We start from the raw sequence: 16669 nt of genomic DNA, 5'->3' as shown, positions 1-16669 counted from the left end.
AAGGTCTGTTTGTACTTCCTTATCTGCTATCGCAAATAAGACCTATTTTCCATTGGCTACGTTGGCCAATCCGCGCTGTCGGACATGCTTCATGACCGTCGCGAAAACTGCTTCGATACTTAAATAAGTTGTATCGATAATTACAGCATCTTCTGCAGGCTTCGTTGGAGAAATAGAGCGAGTAACATCACGACGATCGCGCTCCTCCAAATCTTCCTGGATGTCGGGGAGCCTAACATTAATCCCCCGGTCTTGCAACTCCTTACAACGCCTATAGGCCCGTTGCTGTGAGTCTGCATCAAAATAAAATTTTAAGACAGCATCAGGAAAAACTACCGTTCCCATATCCCGACCATCGGCTACCAAGCCAGGACGCTGACGAAAATCACGTTGGTACTGGAGAACCGCCTCGCGCACGATAGATAAAGCAGAAGTCCTAGAAGCTAATGCGCCACACTCCTCAGGGCGGATCGCTAAAGTAATATCGTGACCATCGCAACTTATTTTGGCCTTTTTACCCAATATCCGATTTTCAATGCTAATCTGAACCCGTTTTAAAAGGCGTGCCAACCCGGCGGAATCCTCCAGCGGAACTTTGTAATGCGCCATTGCCCACGCGACGGCACGATAAATAATTCCACTATCCAAGAGATACCAGTTCAACGTTTGGGCGACTCGCAAAGCAATCGTCCCTTTACCAGAACCTGAGGGTCCATCAATGGTAATAACAGGTGCTGGTTTTTGTCGAGCGTTCATTTAAAAACCACCTCTCTCCCTTACGCCTTTAACATTCATTCCTATCTCGTTTGCTAACTTAACAAAATTGGGAAACGATGTCTTTACGTTATCAGAATTGCGAATTTTGACAGGGCCTTTCCCAAGGTCCCCGCAACCGCAAATGCCATCGCAATGTGGTGGTCATCGTAACTATTAACCTCCCCACCTTCCAGCGTTCCTCCTTTGATAATCACACCATCTGGTAAAGACTCTGCTGCTATACCCAATTTTTGTAACCCATCTACCATCACCGCGATACGGTCGGTTTCTTTGACTCGTAACTCGGCGGCGCCACGTAAGACCGTTTTCCCGTGAGCGACCGCCGCAGCAATAAACAAAACAGGAAATTCATCGATGGTTAATGGCACTTCATCTGGCGGGATATCAATACCTTTTAACCTTGCGTGTCGCATTGTGATATCCCCTATTGGTTCCTCGTTTTTTTTTTTGGTTTTTGGTGTAATAAGTAACTTTAATATCTGCACCCATCATTTTTAATAAATTAATCACACCTAATCGTGTTGGGTTAAGGCCCACCCGGCATAAGCGAATAGTAGAGTCCGGTGTGATCGTGGCCACCACTATAAAAAAAGCGGCGGATGAAATATCACCTGGTATCAAGATATCGTTAGCCTTTAACTTTCCGCCACCACTAACACAAATACTCTGCTTGTCTTTTTGTAGAGTGTAATGAAAATGTTTCAGTAATCGTTCGGTGTGATCGCGCGAAGGGGCGGGTTCTGTAATGCATGTTTTTCCCTCTGCATACAATCCCGCTAATAACAAGCAGGATTTCACCTGTGCGCTTGCCATAGGAAGCTGATAGTGAATTCCAGTTAGCCGTGGATTTCCATAAATTTTTAGTGGGGGGACGTCACCTGTTGAGTCGATTTTTGCACCCATTAAAGTCAAAGGATCAATGATGCGTTCCATCGGACGGCGCTGTAAAGACGAATCTCCTGTCAATACAGCATTAAAAGGTTGTCCGGTTAGCAGCCCGGACAATAAGCGAATAGCTGTTCCCGAGTTAGCGCAATCTAAAACTTCGGGCGGCGCTTGGAGACCTGTCATGCCAACCTCTTCAATCACTAAAGTATTTTCATCTTCAATAACCTGAATAGAAGCGCCCATTTGTTGAAGAGCACTCACCATTGCCAGGTTATCAGCCCCCATTAAAAAACCCTCAACTTGTGTTTGCCCTTCCGAAATAGCCGCCAATAGCACAGCGCGGTGTGAAATGGATTTATCGCCGCCGGGCACACAAACTTCACCGCTTAAGCCTTGTGAAGGAATAGTTTGATAATCCATCTAATTTAACCGTGCCGCTTTTCGAATTGGCCCATAAAATTAATCAATGCATCAACGCCTTCTTCTGGCATGGCATTGTAAATACTAGCGCGCATGCCGCCTAAAAGACGATGACCTTTTAAATTAGCCAATCCATTTTCCGTTGCTTCTTTTAAAAAGAGCAAATTCAATCTTTCATCAGCTAATCTAAAAATAACGTTCATTCGTGAACGGTAAGTGGGATTAATAGGATTGTCAAAAAAATTACTCTTATCAATAAATTCATAGAGCTTAGAGGCTTTTCGTTGATTGCGCTCCGCTAACACCGCTACACCGCCTTGGTTTTTTATCCATTTAAAAATAAGGCCGGCTAGATACCAGGCAAATGTTGGCGGTGTATTTGTGAAAGAACGTTCTTTCGCGTGTAAAGCATATTGTAAATAGCTTGGCGTTGTCGGAAGAGGCGATCGTTTTAATAAGTCGTCATGGACGATAACAATGGTTAACCCTGCCAGACCCATGTTTTTTTGGGCGCAAGCAAAAATCAAACCGTAACGAGAAACATCAAACGGTCGAGATAACAAATTGGATGACATGTCGCACACCAACGTTAAATCGGTGTCAGGAATAAAAGGAAATTCAATGCCATTTACCGTTTCATTATCGACATAATAGAAATAAGCAGCTTCATTAGGCATATACCATGTCGCTTGATCAGGTATGCCTGTGTAATTGAGTTCTTTCGCAGTCGTCGCCAAGTAGGGGTCGCAATAATTTTTTGCTTCTCGGGTTGCGAGATTCGACCAAACACCCGAATCAATATAAACCGCTTTTTTATGATTAGCCAGCAAGTTCATCGGCACCATAGCGAATTGCAATCGGGAGCCCCCTTGTAAAAAAAGGATGTGATAGGATGCAGGAATAGCCAGCAATTCCCGCAAATCGCGCTCGGCTTTCTCAGCGACTCCAATAAACTCTTCACCACGATGGGAAACTTCCGCAATAGAGATGCCAATGCCATGCCAATCCAATAATTCATCACGCACAGTAAACAAAACTTCTTCGGGAATAGCTGCTGGACCAGCTGAAAAATTGTGTACGCGAGACATAAAAATCCTTCTGGTAAAAATTTAAGCCCCCTCCCAAGCTCCTCCCCTGCAAGCGGAGAGGGTTAGAGAAAGGGTTCTTTAATCAATTCTGACGAAATCGCTTCCATACCCACTAATGACTCATCTTGTGAAAGTTGAATCAATCGCACGCCTTGGGTATTGCGCCCCATTTGCGAAATTTCGTTCACACGGGTTCGCACTAACGTTCCTTTATCACTAATGAGCAATACATCGTCGTCATCAAACACCTGCGCAGCGGAAACCACCTTTCCATTACGGAAGTTAATCCGTATCGCCATCACGCCCTGCCCGCCTCGACCGGTAGAGCGATAATCATCCAATGCAGTACGCTGACCGTAACCGTGCACGGTGGCCGTCAATATATTCCCTTTAGGTTTTACAACAATTAACGCAATAACATTTTGTTTGGCTTTTAGTCCAATGCCACGAACGCCTCGTGCTGAACGACCCATTTCGCGGACTTCCTTTTCGTGAAAACGAATGGCTTTTCCGGCGTCGGTCACCAACATAATTTCTTTTTTTCCATCGGTAATGTCAACACCCACTAAACGATCGCCTTCATTTAGGGCCAAAGCAATTTTACCTTTCATACGCGGTTGTGAAAATTCAGCCAGAGATACTTTTTTAACGGCCCCTTGCGCGGTGGCCATAAAAACGAAATGTGATCCGTCATATTCGCGTATTGGCAAAATAGCAGAGATTTGTTCGTCTTTAACGAGAGGCAATAAATTAACGATCGGTCGCCCGCGCGCTACACGGCTGCCTTGCGGCACTTGATAAACCTTAAGCCAATAAACTTTTCCCTGAGTTGAAAAGCATAAAATCGTATCGTGGCTATTGGCCACTAAAATATTTTTTACAAAATCCTGTTCTTTTACAGCAGCAGCCAATTTACCGCGACCACCGCGATGTTGCGCTTGATAACTGCTCAACGATTGCGATTTGATATAGCCTTCATAGGATAAGGTTACAACCATGTGTTCTTCAGGGATTAAATCTTCATGTGTTAAGTCAGAATGATCATCAATAATTACAGTGCGCCGCTCATCACCGAATTGTTCTTTTACAGCGATCAATTCCTCTCGAATTACCTCATGTAACTTATCAGACTCAGAAACGATTGCAATTAATTCTTCGATTTTGTCGATAATCGCTATGTATTCCTCTCGGATTTTATCGGTTTCAAGGCCGGTCAAACGATGTAATCGCAAATCCAAAATCGCTTGCGCTTGTGCGGGAGATAGGTAATAACCCTCTTTTCGCAGTCCAAATTCTGCTGCTAAATCATCAGGCCGAGCTCGATCTCTGCCGGCTTTTTTCAAAAAATCAACAACGGCTCCCGACTCCCAAGCTTGCGCTAATAAATTTTCTTTGGCAATGGCTGGAGTTTTCGCCTTTTTAATGAGTACAATCACTTCGTCAATGTTGACTAACGCAACACCTAATCCTTCTAAAATATGTGCTCTTTCTCGTGCTTTTCGCAATTCAAAAAGGGTCCTTCGAGTCACTACTTCGCGGCGGTGCTGCAAAAAAGCGCTTAATAATTGTTTTAAATTTAAAACACGCGGTTGACCGTTATCCAGCGCCACCATATTAATTCCAAACACGGTTTGAAGTTGCGTTTGCGCATATAAATTGTTGAGCACAATTTCGGCGTTATCTCCCCGGCCAACCTCGATTACCATGCGCATACCGCATTTATCGGATTCATCCCGTAACCCCGAAATACCTTCAATGCGTTTTTCACGAACTAACTCACCGATTTTTTCTAATAAACGCGCTTTGTTAACTTGATAAGGTAACTCGTGCACAATAATCAGCGATCGTCCGCTTTTTGTGGTTTCAATTTCGGTTTTCGCACGCACATAAATTCGACCGCGCCCAGTTTTATAGGCTTGGACAATACCGTTACGGCCATTGATGATGCCTGCCGTTGGAAAATCCGGAGCAGGAACATGGCGCATTAATTCTTCGACATTTAAGTCAGGATTTTCAATTAATGCCAAACTCGCATTGATAATTTCATTTAAATTATGAGGAGGAATATTAGTAGCCATTCCCACTGCAATACCGGAAGCCCCGTTAATCAGCAGATTTGGAACTCGCGTCGGGAGGACCGCGGGGGCCATTTCCGTTTCATCGTAATTGGGGGCAAAATCGACCGTTTCCTTATCAAGGTCGGCCATCAAAGCATGTGCAAAGCGGGATAATCGAATCTCGGTGTAACGCATGGCTGCCGGCGCATCACCATCTACAGAACCAAAGTTTCCTTGACCATCGATCAGCAAATACCGCAAGCTAAAAGGCTGGGCCATCCGAACAATCGTGTCATAAACAGCAACATCACCATGCGGATGGTATTTACCAATTACATCCCCGACAATCCGGGCGGATTTTTTATTCGGCTTATTCCAATCATTGCCTAATTCACTCATGGCGTATAGCACACGCCGGTGCACTGGTTTTAGCCCGTCACGCACATCGGGCAGCGCGCGCCCTACAATAACACTCATCGCATAATCGAGATACGATTGCTTGAGTTCTTCTTCAATGGTAATTGGAATAATTTCGTGCGCCGCCCCCCCCATGACCAACTTCCTCTATTTTAATCATTAAAACAATGAATTACTGATTTAATTAAGATCGAATATTATATCATATTGAAGACAAGGATGGGAGCTCCCGTCTTACCCAATGCAAGACAAGGGCCCCCCCCGACCAGCTATTGGATTCTACCGCAAGGTGAGGCTGAAACTGAGTTAAGGTTTGGCTCTTAGGGGCGGTCGTTCATTATTAAGCAATGGTGTCAGCAAAAATGAATGGCAAAGACTTATCGAGCCCAGAAGAGATTAAATCATTTCTTAAGCTTCTGAAAACTTAGATTGAGGGTTTTAAAATCTGATCGTTATGATTGGATTACTGACGTACTAAAACGCGCACAGGCTATGTGTTGCTCAAACGGAAAGTCAAGAGAGTAGTATTTAATTACATGAAGTGAAGCGGAATACAGGAATCGCACACTATTTCCCCGTATTTCGCTTCGCTTTATACGGGCTACTTGCTATTCCTTATCTCTATTATTTAAAAAATCTTACCAACCAAAACAAGGAACATTAAAAAAGTACCCCTTGCTTAAGCTTTGCCTGATTGCCGTGCCCGCCGCTAGACTCCAAGCTAGGCTTTCCATTAATATGCCTGTTTATCTGAAACAGAGGGTTTTTATGGAAAATGTTAATCTGCTTATTAATGCGCGCTGGCTTCTTCCCATCGCTCCAGCTAATCAAATTCTAGAAAATTTCGCAGTAGCTGTGCGCGATGAATACATTGTTGATCTTCTTCCGCAGGCTGAAGCTAACAAAAAATACACAGCCGATCAGCGTCTCGAACTTAACGATCATGTTGTCCTACCGGGATTGGTTAATGCTCATACCCACACTCCGATGAACCTCTTTCGGGGTTTGGCTGACGATTTGCAATTGCTGGATTGGTTGCAAAACCACATCTGGCCGGCTGAAAAAGCCCTTATTAATGCTGAATCCGTTCGGGCTGGGGCGCAGCTTGCTATTGCTGAAATGTTACGCGGTGGTACGACTTGTTTCAACGATCATTATTTTTTCTACGATACGATCGCCAAAGCCGCCAGTGAAGCTGGTATGCGGGCGCTTATCGGAGTCGTAATAATGAGCGTTCCCACGGAATGGGCCAGTGACGAAAAAGCTTATTTAGCGCGCGCCGAAGAAACATTGGAAAAAGCAGAAAATCATTCGCTGATCACCTGGGCGCTTGCCCCTCATGCCCCTTATACGGTCAGTGACACCGCCTTTAAGGAAATTAAAAAATTAGCTGAATACTACGACCTACCCATTCATATACACCTTCATGAAACGAAGCTAGAGATTGAACAAGGCTTAAAAACCTATGGAAAAAGACCGCTCGCCCATTTACACGATTTAGGGTTGCTGTCACAACGGCTTATAGCTGTGCATATGACGCAGTTAACTTCGGAAGAAATTAAATTAGTTGCAGATACTCAAACGAATATCGTTCACTGTCCCGAATCTAATTTAAAATTGAGTAGCGGCATTGCCCCTATTGCAAAATTGGTAAATGCCGGCGTTAACGTAGCGATTGGCACTGACGGTGCGGCGAGCAATAACGACCTCGATTTATTCGGTGAAATGCGAACGGCTTCTTTCACGGCAAAAATTTCCGGCCTCGACCCCACGCACTTACCTGCCCCTGAAATGTTGAAAATGGCGACGCTCAATGGCGCCAAAGCGCTGGGGCTAGAAGATAAAATCGGTTCACTCGAGCCAAGAAAATTTGCCGATATCATTGCGGTGGATTTAAGTTCTTTTCTCACCCAACCTGTTTCTAATCCGCTTTCTCATTTGGTATACGCCATTAACCGTCTGCAAGTGAGCGATGTGTGGGTCGCTGGCAAACAATTGCTCAAAAAAGGGGGGTTTACCCAACTTGATACTGAACAAATTGTCAAAGACAGTTTAGAATGGGCAAAAAAAGCGTTGCCTTTCAAAGCAGAAAACAGGCTTGCAGAAACGAATGCCATTACCTAAGAAAGTCACCCTCGTCGAGGTGGGTCCTCGCGATGGGCTTCAAAATGAGCCTCAGAATGTGCCCACACATTTAAAGATTGAATTCATCAATCAGCTTTCGCAATCCGGCTTATCCGTTATTGAAACCACCAGTTTTGTATCGCCGAAATGGGTTCCGCAAATGGCTGACCATCGAGAAGTCATGGAAGGCATTACACGCAATCCTTCGGTTCGATATACTGCTTTAGTCCCTAACGAACAGGGTTTCGACGATGCGCTTGACGCTCATATTTCTGAAGTGTCGGTGTTTACGGCCGCTTCAGAAATCTTTTCTCAAAAAAATACGAACTGTTCGATTGAAGAGAGCCTAAACCGAATTGCACGAGTGATTGAACGTGCAAAAAAAAAATAATTTGGCCGTTCGCGGTTATGTATCTTGCGTGTTAGGTTGCCCTTATGAAGGTGAAATTGCGCCCCACCACGTGCTGACGGTTGCTGAAAGGTTGATTAACCTTGGTTGTTATCAGATTTCGTTGGGCGATACGATTGGAATTGGCACACCACTCAAAGCCCAGCAATTGATCGACGTTATTTCAAGCAAAATTCCGATTGAAAAAATTGCGGTACATTTTCATGATACTTACGCTCAGGCACTAACCAATATTTACGTTAGTCTAGAAAAGGGCGTTTCAACGATTGACAGCGCCGTCGCGGGTTTAGGAGGTTGTCCTTATGCCCCTGGAGCCGGGGGTAACGTGACAACCGAGGATGTTGTTTATTTATTGAATGGCATGAAGATTGAATGCGGCGTTGATTTAAAACAGCTAACGAGAGCAGGTCGATTGATTTGCGATTATTTAGGGCGTCCCTCTCGCTCAAAAGTGGCGATTGCGTTAGCAAGTCGATATCAAAACTTCTCAACAAAGAGACAACCGGATTAGGGTGACGCTGGATTAAAAAACCAACTTTTTACTACATGCTAAATTCCAGGCAGTAGAGACAATAGAATAATGGACAATACGATCAACAAAATATACTCACCCACATCTGGAATCAAATAGCCAAAATAATAACCCACTAATGTTACTCCGCCGCCCCCCCCAAACAAAAGCACGAACGACATTGAAGATGATATAACGATAATATTCCATCCACGTCATACCGGCGACAGCCGGGACAAAGGTACAAACCACTGGAATCAAACGGCCGAGGATTAATGATTTTTGGCCGTGTTTATCATAGAACTTTTTCGCGTGAATGAGATCACTCTTCTTAAACCAAATGGAATCGGGCCGCCTCAACAACCACCCGCCGAGCTTTTCACCCAACCAATAAGCTAAAAAATAACCTAAAATAGCAACCGCAATGGCAGTCGGCACTAAAATTCAAATTTTGAAAACGCCCTGGGCAGCTAACAAACCCACCGAAAATAACAAGCTATCACCGGGTAAAAAAGCAAACAAAAATCCCACTTTCTAAAAAAACAACGAGTAAAATTCCAAAATAACCGATAGCCGTAACTAGATGAATCAAATCAATGTTGAGCATCTTAATTCCTTAACGTCGAGAAACTGTTCCTCCCCCACTTTCGCGGGAATAACGAAAGGCTCATTCTTTAACTTCCAAAAGCCCCTTTCGTATATGCTGGATTTTATCGCGAACGGCAGCCGCCTCTTCAAATTCCAAGTTTCTTGCGTGATGATACATTCGCTCTTCCAATTTATGCAACTCTTTTGCCAATTGTTTCGGCGTCATGGCAATATATTTCTTTTCTTCTTCGGCTATCAATTGCGCTTGATTAACGAAACGCCCTCTTTCGGTGTAAGTACGAGCGCCTTCGATAATTTCGGTGACGGCTTTTTGGATACTTTTCGGCGTAATATGGTGCTTTTCATTATATGCGCTTTGCGCTATTCGTCTTCTTTCAGCTTCTCCCATCGCTCGTTTCATGGAATCCGTAATCCGGTCCGCATATAAAATAGCTTTACCATGCACATTTCGGGCTGCTCGCCCCATCGTTTGAATCAGCGATCGCTCGGACCGTAAAAACCCTTCTTTGTCAGCGTCTAAAATAGCCACTAAAGAAACTTCCGGAATATCCAACCCTTCACGCAATAAATTAATTCCGACAAGCACATCAAAAACGCCCAAGCGTAAATCACGAATAATTTCTACCCGTTCCACGGTATCAATATCCGAATGCAAGTAACGAACACGAACGTTATGCTCCGTAAAATATTCAGTGAGGTCTTCCGCCATTCGTTTGGTCAATGTCGTTACTAAAACCCGTTCATTCTCCGCCGCTCGTTTTTTAATTTCTGAGAGCAAATCATCAACCTGAGTGGCAACGGGTCGGACTTCTATTTCAGGATCAATTAGGCCCGTGGGTCTTACTAACAACTCCACAACTTGATCGCTTTGTTTTTCCTCATAAGGTCCCGGCGTTGCCGAAATAAAAATGGTTTGCGGCGCTAGCTTTTCAAACTCATCAAAACGAAGCGGCCGATTGTCCAATGCAGAAGGGAGGCGAAACCCATATTCTACTAAGATTTCTTTACGCGCTCGGTCACCACGATACATGCCACCGAGCTGCGGAATTGTCACGTGCGACTCATCGATAATCAACAAAGCATCTTTAGGCAAATAATCGATTAAAGTGGGCGGCGGCTCCCCTTCGTTTCGACCGGACAAATAACGAGAATAATTTTCAATACCGCTGCAATAACCCAACTCTAAAATCATTTCCATATCAAATTTAGTTCGTTGTTCTAAACGCTGACGCTCTACTAATTTATTGGCTTTTTCTAATTGGGATAATCGCTCTTTTAATTCTATTTTAATTTGGTCAAGTGTAGATAAGAGTTTTTCTCGTGGCGTGACATAATGGGTTTTGGGATAAACCGTTATTCGCGGGACATATCTTAGCATTTCCCCTGTCAGCGGGTCAAAATAACTGAGATTTTCCACTTCGTCGTCAAACAATTCCACGCGCACAGCTTCACGTTCGGAATCTGCAGGATAAATGTCAATAATATCACCGTTCACGCGGTAGGTGGCACGTCGTAATTCAAGGTCGTTGCGGGTGTATTGCAACTCGGCCAAACGCTGCAAAATTTTCCGTTGATCAATTTGGTCACCGCGAGTTAAATGCAATAACATTTTCAAATACGAATCCGGATCCCCTAAACCGTAAATGGCTGAAACAGTGGCGATAATAATTGTATCATGGCGTTCCGTTATTGCTTTCGTTGCCGATAAACGCATTTGCTCAATGTGCTCGTTAATGGAAGCGTCTTTTTCGATATAAGTGTCTGAACTCGGAACATAGGCTTCGGGTTGATAATAATCATAATAAGAAACAAAATATCCCACCGCATTTTCAGGAAAAAACTCACGCATTTCAGCGTAAAATTGTGCGGCTAAAGTTTTATTCGGCTCCAAAATTAACATAGGTCGTTGAACTTTTTCGATGACATTCGCAATCGTAAAGGTTTTCCCTGATCCCGTAACCCCTAAAAGCGTTTGATAAGCCAAGCCATCTTCCAACCCGGCGACCAATTTTTCTATTGCTTGCGGCTGATCCCCACTGGGCTTGAATTTGGATATTAATTTAAACGCTTTTGACATTTCAGAAACCCTGCTTTCCCGATTGTTTACCGGTATATTTTCCGCTACTCTAGCACAGCAATCATAAGGAGCTTAGAAAAATGAATGATGTCTTATCCGTCCGAGCGAAACAACTTGAACCCTCAGTAACATTGGCTGTCTCCGATCTCGCACGCGAGCTTTTAAACAAGGGCTATGACGTGATCAGTCTCAGCGCAGGTGAACCGGATTTTGACACTCCGGACTTTATCAAACAGTCCGCCATTAAAGCAATTCAAGAAGGCTTTACCAAATACACCAATATAGACGGAACTCCCGCCCTAAAAGCGGCGATTGTCCATAAATTAAAGCGCGATAATCACTTAAACTACGAGCCTTCTGAAATACTGGTCAGCAGCGGAGCCAAACAATCGATCTATAACGCTCTGATGGGAACGCTAAATGCGGGGGATGAAGCCATCATTGCTGCCCCTTATTGGGTGAGTTATCCACCGATGGTAAAACTGGCGGAAGCAAAACCGATTATTATCTCAGCGACCATTAACCAAAATTTTAAACTCACCCCCGATCAGCTCTCCAAAGCGATTACTCCCCAATCGCGACTGCTGATTTTAAATAGCCCCAACAATCCTTCCGGGGTTGCTTATTCTGAAAATGAATTAAAAGCGTTAGCAGAGGTTTTAATGGAACATCCCCAAATTTTAATTCTTTCCGATGAGATTTATGAATATATTCTGTGGGGACAAAACCGTTTTGTAAATATCCTTAATGTTTGCCCGGAATTGCGCGATCGCACTATCATTATCAACGGCGCCTCCAAGGCTTATGCCATGACCGGATGGCGAATTGGTTATGCGGCTGCTCCTAAATCGATTATTCAAGCAATGAAAAAAATTCAATCTCAAAGTACTTCTTCTCCCAATTCGATTGCCCAAGTCGCTGCTACGACAGCGCTCGGCGCTCAGCGCAGTGATTTTGCTTACATGTATGAGGCTTATAAAACACGCCACAATTTGATGCTGAAAGCCCTTAATCAAATGAAAGGCGCTCACTGCACTCCGGCTGACGGCGCCTTTTACCTCTTCCCAGATGTTTCGGCTGCCATCCAACAGCTCGGATTAGAGAATGATATCAAGCTCGGAACGTACTTATTGGACAAAACGAAGGTTGCCGTCGTCCCCGGAAGCGCCTTTGGCTCACCCGGACACGTTCGCCTCTCTTGTGCAACCAGCACCGAAAAATTGCAAGAAGCCCTAGAGCAATTAGCGTCGGTACTGGATTATTAGTCGGTTGATTCTCTTCGGATTGCCCGGTAACATACGACTTCATTTCTACCTCGCTCCTCGGTAGCTCAGTCGGTAGAGCAGGTGACTGTTAATCACTTGGTCGGGGGTTCAAGTCCCTCCCGAGGAGCCATAAGTTTTAGCAGAATCCAATTTTTCCCCTTTACGAGGTGGCGACTCAAACGTTTGGAATTTGACATAATATACTCACTTCATTGCCCAATGTATTGCCAGATGCAATGCAATTTTACATCTAATGCCTTTTCGGCAGCCTTTCTGATTTCGCTTTTATCGCTTTAGAATGAAACCCGGCGCAATCGCATTCGTTCTAACTTCAAGGCCACAGTGCTTCGCTAAAAATTTAGTTAAATGATTAATGGCAACCTTCGCAACAGACGAGGGAAATAATTTGCCCGCCAGATGATCGCAAGCTCCATGATCTTCAGGGACTGGCAAGCCATTGGATGGCTGGTAAAGACCATCACTTCTTGGCATCTTGTTACTCATTCCTTATTTTTTTGAAACCAACTTCCGCCATCCGCGTTGTTTTTAGAGCAAACGTCAGACATGCTTTTATCAAATCGAGCCCGGGATACATTCAAATGCTAGTAACGCGTTAACCTAGCGTTATTACTTATTCAATCGATACAGCCCGTAACTGCATTCCCTTCAGAGTTAATAATCACCGCCATTCGACAGATGAGAGAAGAAAAAATGTCTACCTTAAAATTCACACCCTTTAATTTGAACTGGGAAACGAGATTATCTAAGTCGTCAACCTCAAAAGCAATACTTCGACCTGAACTAGTGCTTGGGCTTATTCCCTTAGCCAAAGTTGTTATCGCAAAACAACCGCCATCCGGTAAATCATATTCTACCCACTGCTCTTCTGAATATGCCCCCTCTTTTTTTAGGCCAAGTATTTCTTCGTAAAATTTCCTAATCCGGTTAATGTCTTCTACAGGATACATAGTAAATACTACTTTCTTCAGCACAAAAATCTCCTTCTTATTTGAGTGTGATTAAAAGTGGAGGTTTTCAACAAGTAACCTGTATGAACGCAGTGAAATACGGGGATGATAGACGAGATCATTATTTTCCCGTATTCTGCTTTGGTCTATACGTATATGGCCCCAGGGTTGTTGTCAACAATCAGTTTTGACGAAAAGAACGTATATGCGGCTTCACAGAGCCACCGCATGAATTAGCCTCATCAACCTCAGGTTTTACCTTACTCTCATCAGCCCTCATTGTTTCGAACTCGGTTGGTATGTCTTCCTTTTGTTAATTATTTTTTTAGACAATGATCCGCGCATTTTTATTCGCCAACTCCACACAAGCGCAATTCATTCCTCGGCGCCCAATTAGTGCTTTTAACCAAAGACTCTTTTTATCCGTTTTATTTTTTGCTGCGACAATAGCGCAGCCACCATGAATCAATAAGGTCCTTAACATCAAAATTGAATATCAATAAGGCATTAAGCTTTTCTTAATTTCCGCGCTTCCAACGTATGAGGATAATTTGTTTGTAGTAAGTGATTGCTCGCATCAGCCATTTTTAGCAAGCCGAGTGCTTGATAGGCATGCACCATAATCGCTAAAGCTTTCGCAACTTGAGGAGAACCTTGAAAATGCTGAACCACATAACTCCCTCGATTGGCTGCAGCCACATAAGCACGCCTTTTCATGTAAAATTCTGCAATCATAATTTCACGTTGAGCCATTAAATTGCGAATGTAACGCATACGAGTAAGTGCGTCGGGGATATAGCGGCTATGAGGAAAAACCTCAGCAAGAGTGGCAAATGAAGTGAATGATTGTTGCAAAGTACTAACGTCACGAGACGCCGGGCTCACCCCTGCTAACTTCTGCAACCACGATAAACCTAAATCAAAACCGATCACTCCGCGCATGTAATAGGCATAATCCACATTCCGACCCAGTGGGTAAAGCCGGATATAGCGATCGGCCGCCGCAATGGCTGAAGAAGTGTCGTTATTTTTATAATAAGCGTAAATAACATCAAGCTGCGCCTGTTCAGCATAGGGACCAAAGGGATAAATCGCATCTAGCGCTTCAAAATTTTTGACAGCCTCAGAATAATCTTTTTTTGCCAACGCACTTTCGCCGCTTGTAAATAATTCAGCTGACGTTTTTCCACGGTAGGCCTGATAAGGATCAACATCTTTTCTAACGCATCCCGACAATATTAATAGTAGCGTGGCAAGAAATAATATTTTTTTCATGAGTCCTTCTTCTCGGTTGAAAGCCGAACAAATGCGGCCATTATAAAACAAGTCACTTTAGAACTAAAGAATTGCCAGGTAGTATATCAGGACTGTGACAACCTGTTAAAATGTAACACCACTATGTGTGCTTCTAGCATCGAATTAAAAAAAACCATTCCCCCTGAGCTCGCCGGTGCTCGATTGGATCAAGTATTGGCAAAATTGTTTCCAGATTATTCTCGTTCACAACTGAAAAATTGGATTCGGGGTGGTCATGTCAAAGTAGATGGAATACAAAAAATGAAAGCCAGGGAAAAAGTGCGGGAAAACCAACTCATTGAAGTAGAAGCCCATTTAGAGCCTAATGAGTACTGGGTTCCACAACCGATCCCGTTAGATGTCATTTATGAAGACGAAGCTTTGCTGGTGATCAATAAGCCCATCGGCCTTATCGTTCACCCCGGTGCTGGTGTTCGAGATCAAACATTAATTAATGCTTTATTGCATTATGACCCGAGCTTAAGCATAGTACCCAGGGCCGGCATCATTCACCGCCTAGACAAAGATACCTCAGGCCTCCTTTTAATCGCTCGCACCTTAGCTTCGCATCATGCTTTAATAAAAGCCATGAAAGCCCGCCAAATCGTCCGAAAATATGTAGCGATTGTAAAGGGCGTTTTGATTTCTGGCCGAACGATCGAAGCCCCCGTTGGCCGCCACGCCATTCATCGCACGCGTATGGCGGTAGTCGAATCCGGTCGCCCGGCCATTACTCATTTTCGGATTATTAAACGCTATCGCGCGCACACATATATCCGAGCGCAACTCGAAACGGGACGGACTCATCAAATTAGAGTGCATATGGCACACATTCACCACCCTTTAGCAAGCGATCCCGTCTATGGCAATCACATCGGGATTCCCGTGCATTTGTCCGATCTGCTCCAAACTGCCTTGAAAACACTAAAGGGACAGGCACTTCACGCAGCAACTTTACAATTCTCTCATCCCGCCGACCAGCGTCCGATGACATGCCACGCACCTCTACCCCCAGATATAGCCAACCTGTTAGAATGCCTAGAAGATGATTATTCCCGATTGGCCCGCTCCTAAGCGCATTAAAGCAGTTACTACGACGCGTTCTGATGGCAATTTAGCCCTTTTACACGTCGGTGACAACGCTGCTCAAGTCCAACAAAATCGTCTTCGTTTAACCGAGAATCTCCAACTACCCTCTCCGCTCTCGTCTGGCTTAATCAAGTACATGGTTCCGCTGTCATTTCGCTACCTCTGTATTATAGGGCTCCCCCGATCGCCGGTTCCGGTTATGGCCGCCAACCCAATCGCGTTTGCGCCATCCTCACTGCTGATTGCTTACCTGTCTTAATCAGCGATAAAAATGCTCAAGAAATAGCCGCCGTCCATGCCGGCTGGCGCGGCTTAGCCACTGGCGTGCTTGACCAAGCCCTTACCTTCTTTCAGAGCGATCCTCAAGACTTATTAATGTGGCTCGGACCTGCCCCATCGGTCCAAAAGCTTTTGAAGTTGGCAACGAAGTTCGTCAGGCCTTTCTCGACCGTATGAGGCCGCCTTTGTTGCGCACAATAGCCGTTGGCTCGCCAACCTCTATCAACTCGCTAGCATTAATCTCAATCAGTTAAGCGTTTCCCACATTTATGGCGGAAAATTCTGTATCTATCAGGATAAAATACATTTTTATTCTTATCGCCGAGAAAAGGGGTTATGACTTTACATGACTCATCTTCTTCAAGTTCATCAGAAAAAACTTGGGTCATGTAAAG

General features: G+C 44.3%; 12 protein-coding genes, 1 tRNA gene and 5 pseudogenes. 8 read left to right on the top strand and 10 right to left on the bottom strand.

Annotated elements, in window-relative coordinates; genetic code table 11:
* Positions 1–42: 42 nt before the first annotated feature.
* From cmk to gyrA, 4 genes and pseudogenes are all read right to left on the bottom strand, one after another.
* Positions 43–756 carry a (d)CMP kinase gene (gene cmk, locus OWO34_RS02615; protein WP_267256466.1) on the bottom strand — a complete coding sequence of 238 codons (714 nt, stop codon included), beginning with the start codon at positions 754–756 and terminating at the stop codon, positions 43–45.
* Positions 757–2085 (bottom strand): annotated as a pseudogene (gene aroA / locus OWO34_RS02610) (3-phosphoshikimate 1-carboxyvinyltransferase).
* Between the two features lie 5 nt (positions 2086–2090).
* Positions 2091–3173, bottom strand: coding sequence for a 3-phosphoserine/phosphohydroxythreonine transaminase (gene serC / locus OWO34_RS02605; RefSeq protein ID WP_267256465.1), 1083 nt, complete (start codon positions 3171–3173; stop codon positions 2091–2093).
* 62 nt (positions 3174–3235) lie between these two features.
* On the bottom strand, positions 3236–5788 hold the full coding sequence (gene gyrA, locus OWO34_RS02600; RefSeq protein ID WP_267256464.1) for a DNA gyrase subunit A: 2553 nt from the start codon (positions 5786–5788) through the stop codon (positions 3236–3238).
* Between the two features lie 597 nt (positions 5789–6385).
* On the opposite strand from gyrA, the gene OWO34_RS02595 reads away from it, so the two are divergent.
* Positions 6386–7771, top strand: a complete 1386-nt coding sequence (locus tag OWO34_RS02595; protein WP_267256463.1) for a TRZ/ATZ family hydrolase — start codon at positions 6386–6388, stop codon at positions 7769–7771.
* Positions 7758–8691, top strand: a pseudogene (locus OWO34_RS02590) (hydroxymethylglutaryl-CoA lyase). Before OWO34_RS02595 ends, OWO34_RS02590 begins: the two are co-directional and overlap by 14 nt.
* Positions 8692–8729: 38 nt before the next feature.
* On the opposite strand, the pseudogene OWO34_RS02585 reads toward OWO34_RS02590, so the two are convergent.
* Positions 8730–9298: pseudogene (locus OWO34_RS02585) on the bottom strand (DedA family protein).
* A gap of 60 nt (positions 9299–9358) precedes the next feature.
* Entirely contained in the window at positions 9359–11377 is a 2019-nt protein-coding gene (gene uvrB / locus OWO34_RS02580; protein ID WP_267256462.1) for an excinuclease ABC subunit UvrB, read from the bottom strand.
* A gap of 80 nt (positions 11378–11457) precedes the next feature.
* Here uvrB and OWO34_RS02575 point away from each other — a divergent pair, with 80 nt between their 5' ends.
* Entirely contained in the window at positions 11458–12642 is a 1185-nt protein-coding gene (locus tag OWO34_RS02575; protein WP_267256461.1) for a pyridoxal phosphate-dependent aminotransferase, read from the top strand.
* Between the two features lie 54 nt (positions 12643–12696).
* A tRNA-Asn gene (locus OWO34_RS02570) sits at positions 12697–12772 on the top strand.
* Between the two features lie 155 nt (positions 12773–12927).
* On the opposite strand, the gene OWO34_RS02565 is transcribed toward OWO34_RS02570, so the two are convergent.
* The 4 genes and pseudogenes from OWO34_RS02565 to OWO34_RS02545 form a co-directional block, all read right to left on the bottom strand.
* Positions 12928–13134 carry a hypothetical protein gene (locus OWO34_RS02565; protein ID WP_267256460.1) on the bottom strand — a complete coding sequence of 69 codons (207 nt, stop codon included), beginning with the start codon at positions 13132–13134 and terminating at the stop codon, positions 12928–12930.
* Positions 13135–13277: 143 nt separating this feature from the next.
* Complete coding sequence (locus OWO34_RS02560; protein WP_267256459.1) at positions 13278–13634, bottom strand: VOC family protein; 357 nt, start codon at positions 13632–13634, stop codon at positions 13278–13280.
* A 301-nt stretch (positions 13635–13935) separates the two neighbouring features.
* Positions 13936–14097: pseudogene (locus OWO34_RS02550) on the bottom strand (IS110 family transposase); the annotation flags it as partial.
* A 20-nt stretch (positions 14098–14117) separates the two neighbouring features.
* Positions 14118–14885: an outer membrane protein assembly factor BamD gene (locus OWO34_RS02545; protein WP_267256458.1), complete on the bottom strand. Its 768-nt coding sequence runs from the start codon at positions 14883–14885 to the stop codon at positions 14118–14120.
* Positions 14886–15008: 123 nt separating this feature from the next.
* Here OWO34_RS02545 and rluD point away from each other — a divergent pair, with 123 nt between their 5' ends.
* The 4 genes and pseudogenes from rluD to OWO34_RS02525 form a co-directional block, all read left to right on the top strand.
* Entirely contained in the window at positions 15009–15980 is a 972-nt protein-coding gene (gene rluD / locus OWO34_RS02540; protein WP_267256457.1) for a 23S rRNA pseudouridine(1911/1915/1917) synthase RluD, read from the top strand.
* Positions 15952–16254 carry a hypothetical protein gene (locus tag OWO34_RS02535; protein ID WP_267256456.1) on the top strand — a complete coding sequence of 101 codons (303 nt, stop codon included), beginning with the start codon at positions 15952–15954 and terminating at the stop codon, positions 16252–16254. Before rluD ends, OWO34_RS02535 begins: the two co-directional genes overlap by 29 nt.
* Complete coding sequence (locus OWO34_RS02530; protein ID WP_267256474.1) at positions 16146–16451, top strand: laccase domain-containing protein; 306 nt, start codon at positions 16146–16148, stop codon at positions 16449–16451. Before OWO34_RS02535 ends, OWO34_RS02530 begins: the two co-directional genes overlap by 109 nt.
* A gap of 16 nt (positions 16452–16467) precedes the next feature.
* A pseudogene (locus OWO34_RS02525) lies at positions 16468–16614 on the top strand (laccase domain-containing protein); the annotation flags it as partial.
* Positions 16615–16669: the final 55 nt, after the last annotated feature.

It is taken from the genome of Coxiella endosymbiont of Ornithodoros maritimus, from assembly GCF_907164965.1.
Taxonomy (GTDB): domain Bacteria; phylum Pseudomonadota; class Gammaproteobacteria; order Coxiellales; family Coxiellaceae; genus Coxiella.
Note: the sequence above shows the minus strand (reverse complement) of the source record. Positions and strands in the feature narration are given on the sequence as shown.

Excerpts from the sequence above, each read along its gene's own strand:
- cmk (WP_267256466.1), bottom strand. The coding sequence starts at position 756 with ATGAACGCTCGACAAAAACCAGCACCTGTTATTACCATTGATGGACCC.
- serC (WP_267256465.1), bottom strand. The coding sequence starts at position 3,173 with ATGTCTCGCGTACACAATTTTTCAGCTGGTCCAGCAGCTATTCCCGAA.
- OWO34_RS02595 (WP_267256463.1), top strand. The coding sequence starts at position 6,386 with ATGCCTGTTTATCTGAAACAGAGGGTTTTTATGGAAAATGTTAATCTG.
- uvrB (WP_267256462.1), bottom strand. The coding sequence starts at position 11,377 with ATGTCAAAAGCGTTTAAATTAATATCCAAATTCAAGCCCAGTGGGGAT.
- OWO34_RS02575 (WP_267256461.1), top strand. The coding sequence starts at position 11,458 with ATGAATGATGTCTTATCCGTCCGAGCGAAACAACTTGAACCCTCAGTA.
- OWO34_RS02565 (WP_267256460.1), bottom strand. The coding sequence starts at position 13,134 with ATGCCAAGAAGTGATGGTCTTTACCAGCCATCCAATGGCTTGCCAGTC.
- OWO34_RS02545 (WP_267256458.1), bottom strand. The coding sequence starts at position 14,885 with ATGAAAAAAATATTATTTCTTGCCACGCTACTATTAATATTGTCGGGA.
- rluD (WP_267256457.1), top strand. The coding sequence starts at position 15,009 with ATGTGTGCTTCTAGCATCGAATTAAAAAAAACCATTCCCCCTGAGCTC.
- OWO34_RS02535 (WP_267256456.1), top strand. The coding sequence starts at position 15,952 with ATGATTATTCCCGATTGGCCCGCTCCTAAGCGCATTAAAGCAGTTACT.